Source organism: Desulfobulbaceae bacterium (genome assembly GCA_015231515.1).
Lineage (GTDB): Bacteria > Desulfobacterota > Desulfobulbia > Desulfobulbales > VMSU01 > JADGBM01.
The window spans coordinates 1-5063 of the sequence record JADGBM010000161.1 but is presented as its reverse complement, the minus strand read 5'-3'; the positions used below and the strand labels follow the sequence as shown (position 1 = coordinate 5063).

The window sequence follows — 5063 nt, the reverse complement described above, 5'->3', positions numbered from 1 at the left end:
AGCGTACCGTAAACAAAAATTTTCATCACAGCTCCCAATAATAGTGCCGCAGCAAAGCCAATTGAGTGTAATTTCGGCCCTGGTTTGACCGCACACTCCTGATTCAAAGCTCGATAGAGTCGCTCTGCCGTCAGCGGCTCGGTGTTAAAGCGCTGCTGCCGCACCACGGTGGCAAAATCCCCCGGCGTGAGGGTCGGCAAGCCACTTAAGTGGGTCTTCCACTCTACCGAGGCGGGTTGACTGACCTCATGACTTTTGAGAACTTCACCAAAGAGGGAGTAGATCTATTCGAGCTTAAGGTAGTCGAACCGAATCCTTTTGTCAAAGCAGCGAATCGAGGCACCATCGAAGCTCTCCATTAGGTTGGTGGCGCAGATAAAATTCCCTAAAACTGTTCCATTTGGGTTAATAGCTCATTGACCAGAGTCACCTCCCAGCTTACAAGGGGGCTTAAACTCTTTTTATACAGGGAATGCTTTCTGACAATTTAACGTCTTTCCTTGACTATCTTGTAATTGTGGTGTATAATCCCATCTCCTTGAGACAGAAAGGAGAGAAAGAAATGAAAAATGAATACAACGAAACCTTTTCGATTGATGGGTTAGATTATTCTCTTAATTTTTTGCCCGAAGGTACTGTTAACTTCTGCGTAGTGAGTGGTAAATTCAAAGATGGGAAACGGGTGCCTCTTGTTCTCGATAATTCTGATCCGTATTATTATTGGTGGAGCGAAGATGACAATGTTGCTTTTTCTTCATACAACGTAAAGAATCGGACCAAAAACCCAGTCAAGGTAGTGCGGGAGGTTGCCCGTAGAATTTTTGGGTATGTTTCACGGCGTCATCCTAGCAGGATTGCAATCAGTTGCCTCAATCCAGCAAAGAAACGTATTGTTGATCGTTACATGCGCAAGGGTATTCCATCGGGGTATAATTTCTATATTGAGGGGACAACGTATCATTTTATACGGGCGTACCAAACGGAGACTGTATAAATACTCTGTAGAAGAGGAAAGTTTATGAAAATAAATAAAATCTTCGTCGATATGGACGGAGTATTGGCAGATTTTGTCAGTGGGTGTCTTAAATCCCTTTTTTATACAGGGAAGGTTTTCTAACGCACTTATTATGAATTTTGCTTTTTTTGAAATAATTAGACGCGTTAAAAATGCAATCAACGAACGCCAAATTTATCGGATCATGACGGTAACCGACGAAAATAACAACAAAACATTTTATCCACAATACAGGTCGTTTCTCAATTGGGTATCATTTGAAAACCAATTGGGTGGGCCATTAATGTTTGATAACTATGAAGATTGTTACAATTTTATTGTTAAAACATATGCAGAAGAAGGGTTATAAATGACAACACTTATTTACGGAAGACCACTGGTTGTTAAAGTGTTGTTTGGTAGTCATCATTATAAGTTAGATACAAAGTCATCTAGTAAGGATTATGTTGGTATTGTAGTCTTAATCCATTTTCATACAGGGAAAGTTTTCTAACTTTTTTGGATATGTCATTGATGGATTTTTAGCATAAAGGTGAAGCATCATGAACACTGAAAAGCGGGTAGATAAAGAAAAGCGGGTAAGTAAATCAAAACGGAAAGCAGAACGAGAGAAAAACCTTCTAGGCGGTCCTGTTTCAGAAGAAAGGTGGGCTGAACTGCTTTATGGGCCGAAGATTGATCCCGAAAACACTGATGAAAAAGAAAACAAATACACTGATGAAAATAAGTAAAATTTTCGTCGAAATGGATGGGATGTTAGCAGATTTTATCAAGGGCTATGAAGAGAAATACAGCTAATCTCGGCGAAGCTAAAAACTGCCAAAATTAACATATTTCGATGTAGATAATGTGAAAAACACTCGGATACATGTGAAGCCGCACAAATCGCGCGCAGGCGTCGAACTACGCCATAGGCGCATTATCTTCGAATAGCCGACTTAAGCGATTTTTTCAGCAGTAACGGTGTAGTCGTTTGGATGAAGAAAGAGATCAGGCAGAAACTCCCATGAGGGAACAACCAGTAGGTTGACTTTGACCGCATTATCGCGACCATTGAGGGGGGACATCATTCTGCCAGCGATAACGGTGAGTCCGCTTGGTTATCGATAAACTCTAGAGCAGGCAGGGTTTAATAGGCGGCTATCCAGTCGGTCAGCTAGGTGTGGTCACCCGCCTAGGCCACGAGAATGTACTGCATCCCCTGTGCGCTGATGTTCTCGACCATCGGCTGGTGCGACTCAGACCGTCACCGACAATAATAAACGGCTGACGTGGATGCGCCTGTTTGAGTCGGGTGACAAACGTTTGGCAGCGTTGCTCTCGCAGTCCTGTTTGCCATCACCATCCTGATCGCACTGCTTTTGCGCGAAAAAATAATTTTTAAGTCTCCCGAAAGCCTTATGTTACGCAGTATATTTATTTCACCGAGATCTGCTGAGTCAGTGAGAGCAAATTTCTGGGGTTCACCTTCCGAAATAGGCGTATTCACTGGCATCCAGAGAGTGTGAAGCGATTCAAGCAAGAGGTAAGACGACTGACCAACCGCAATTGGGGTGTCTCGATGGAGTATCAGATTTATAAAACCAGCCTCTACCTACGAGGATGGATAAACTACCTTGGAATCGCCAGCGGCTATCAGCAGTGTGTTGAGTTGAATCAATGAATGATGCTCTTATTCATCAGCTCGCAGTTTTGCTCCGGGCCTCATTCAGACCACCTCTCACGAGGTGACCCTTGCCTTTCGCTAGTAGTTGTCGTCATAATCACCCCTCAGTGATGGACGGTGATCTTCCTACAGAGGACTTTCACCTCATAAGATCATGCTGGGCGTACGCATTCGCATTTACACCGGAAAAATCATGAATATATTTCAAGTATTGAGTCAAGGAAAATCAAGACTGCATGAGCCAAGCATGTCAGCAATGCTCGGTTATCTATTGGATAGCAACAAAGATCACGGCTTAGGTGACTCTGTAATCAGAAAGCTTCTGCAAACAATTGATAACGAGAGATTTAAAGAGATAGCATCATCAGGTTTTATAGATTCGCAAGTTTCGCTTGAAGAGCCATATCAACTTAATGGGAAGAGAAAAGATATAGATATACAGATAATATTGCTCAAAAATGGCGAAAATGGCAAAAAAGAATGTCATAGGATTATTATCGAGAACAAGATAAAAACTGGCGCTGCTAATCCAAAACAGCTTAATGAGTATTATCAGGCAATTCTTGCCGATGAGCCCGGTATCACAGAGCTCACTATTGTTTTTCTCACTCCAAACGTCAGTCATAGACATCTGCATGCTGAATTCAATGATTTGGAACTACAAAATAAAGGACACAAAAAATATTGGATTCATTGGAGTTCATGTGATAATTGCATATCAAAAATACTTCAAGAGTTACTAAAGTTGGAAATGGCTGGGGAAATCAACCCCATTAACGAATATATGCGTCATACATTAAAAGCGTTTATTCGTCATAGCTCTCTAACTACAGAGCCCTCAACTCAGAAACCCATGAGAACCAGTGAAGATATTGGCGAGATACTTGAAGAAACAGAAATTAAAACGAAAAGCGGTGAATACCGAGTTGTAAAAAGAGATAGCACCCAGATTCAGGTATTTAATATTGAGACTGGAGATAAAGAGGTGGCTCGTCACATTCTTGCTGAATATATTGATGAAAATAATATCGGTATTCAACACGAGAAATACAATACACGAATAATCGGCAAGAAATTTTTTGAGCGGTTGAAGCGACAACAGAATTCAGCCAAGTAACGTGGTAGGTGGTGAAGGGGATTGGATTAATGGCATGGTAAGCGCCCGTGGTAAAGTTCTTAACGTTACCAATCATCGTGTTGACCCAAGTGAACGTCTCGTTGGTATGAAATGGGGCGGTATAAAGTGGGTAGAGTAGAGAGCAGGCTCTCGCCTGCCCTCCCTCATCAAACCGTGCATGCGGTTTTCCCGCACACGGCTTTCCGATGTTCTTCACACCGAGGCATGCGCCGATTTCCAGCCGGCTTCCGTTGGGGGTTTGTATAGCCCATAGCGTTCATAGAGGCTGGCATTTTGGAACCGCTTGTAGGCGGTGCCTCTGTCTTTCACCTTGTGACGCTTTTGCAAGTGCGTCCTCAGCCGTTCTTCCGCGTGGTTCTTGACCTTGCTCATCGCCAGACTGGAGTTCCGGTAGTGAAAGTAATTCACCCAGCCTCTCAGGCTGCGGTTCACATTCCCTACCACATTCTCCAGCGGGATGCAGGTCAGTTCCCGTTGCGTCAGTTCCGTCAGACGGGCCTTGATCTTCTTCACGGCCTTGTCCGACGGGCGCACATTCGGGTACGGCTTGCCCGTCTTCGCTCCCCGACTCATCTGGATCGTGAATCCCAGAAAGTCGAAGCTCGCTTCTTTGGCGTCCACCACATGGGTCTTGGTCTCGTTCAGCGTGAGTCCAAGACGATCCAGTACATGGCGCACCACCTTCAGCGGCTCATCCACACCCTTTCGACATAGCACCACAAAATCGTCCGCATAACGGACGATGTGTGCGCCAAGCTTCGATTTCAGCCGTTTGCGTTCCCAGATACGATCCAGGATGTGCAGATAGGCATTGGACAACAGCGGCGAGATGACTCCACCTTGCGGTGTGCCTCGTTTGTTGGCCTTGCCGCCCCCGACCGTCTTACGCTTCCCTTGGGCGTCCTCGCCAATGACCGGGGCCTTCAGCCATTGCTTCAGGAGGGCAAGGATGCCCCCATCGACAATGCGTTCAGCGATGACGGCCATCAGCTTGGCATGGGGGATGCTGTCGAAATATTTCGACAGGTCGGCATCGATGACTTGGGTGTGCCCGGCCCATAGCGCGTTGGCGATGTCGTCCACGGCATCGTGGGCCGATCTCTTGGGGCGGAATCCGTACGAGTGGTCGCAGAAGTCCGCTTCGAAAATCGGTTCGATGACGAGTTTGACTGCCATTTGCGCTACCCGGTCGCGGATCGTCGGTATCCCCAGCGGCCGCATACTGCCGTCCGCCTTGGGGATCA

General features: G+C 45.5%; 5 protein-coding genes and 1 pseudogene. 4 read left to right on the top strand and 2 right to left on the bottom strand.

What is annotated here, in order from left to right:
• The first annotated feature begins 562 nt into the window (after positions 1–562).
• The 4 genes from HQK80_15280 (at position 563) to HQK80_15265 (ending at position 3798) form a co-directional block, all read left to right on the top strand.
• Positions 563–994, top strand: a complete 432-nt coding sequence (locus tag HQK80_15280) for a hypothetical protein (GenBank protein MBF0223554.1) — start codon at positions 563–565, stop codon at positions 992–994.
• Between the two features lie 563 nt (positions 995–1557).
• Positions 1558–1746: a hypothetical protein gene (locus tag HQK80_15275; GenBank protein MBF0223553.1), complete on the top strand. Its 189-nt coding sequence runs from the start codon at positions 1558–1560 to the stop codon at positions 1744–1746.
• A gap of 725 nt (positions 1747–2471) precedes the next feature.
• A complete protein-coding gene (locus tag HQK80_15270; protein MBF0223552.1) occupies positions 2472–2678 on the top strand; it encodes a hypothetical protein in 207 nt (68 codons plus the stop codon).
• 196 nt (positions 2679–2874) lie between these two features.
• Positions 2875–3798, top strand: coding sequence for a PD-(D/E)XK nuclease family protein (locus HQK80_15265; GenBank protein MBF0223551.1), 924 nt, complete (start codon positions 2875–2877; stop codon positions 3796–3798).
• Here HQK80_15265 and HQK80_15260 read toward each other — a convergent pair.
• Together HQK80_15260 and ltrA are read right to left on the bottom strand one after the other, a co-directional pair.
• A pseudogene (locus HQK80_15260) lies at positions 3717–3892 on the bottom strand (IS1595 family transposase). The gene HQK80_15265 and the pseudogene HQK80_15260 sit on opposite strands and share 82 nt — an antisense overlap.
• Positions 3893–4011: 119 nt before the next feature.
• A partial coding sequence (ltrA, locus tag HQK80_15255; protein MBF0223550.1) for a group II intron reverse transcriptase/maturase occupies positions 4012–5063 on the bottom strand: 1052 nt, incomplete at its 5' end.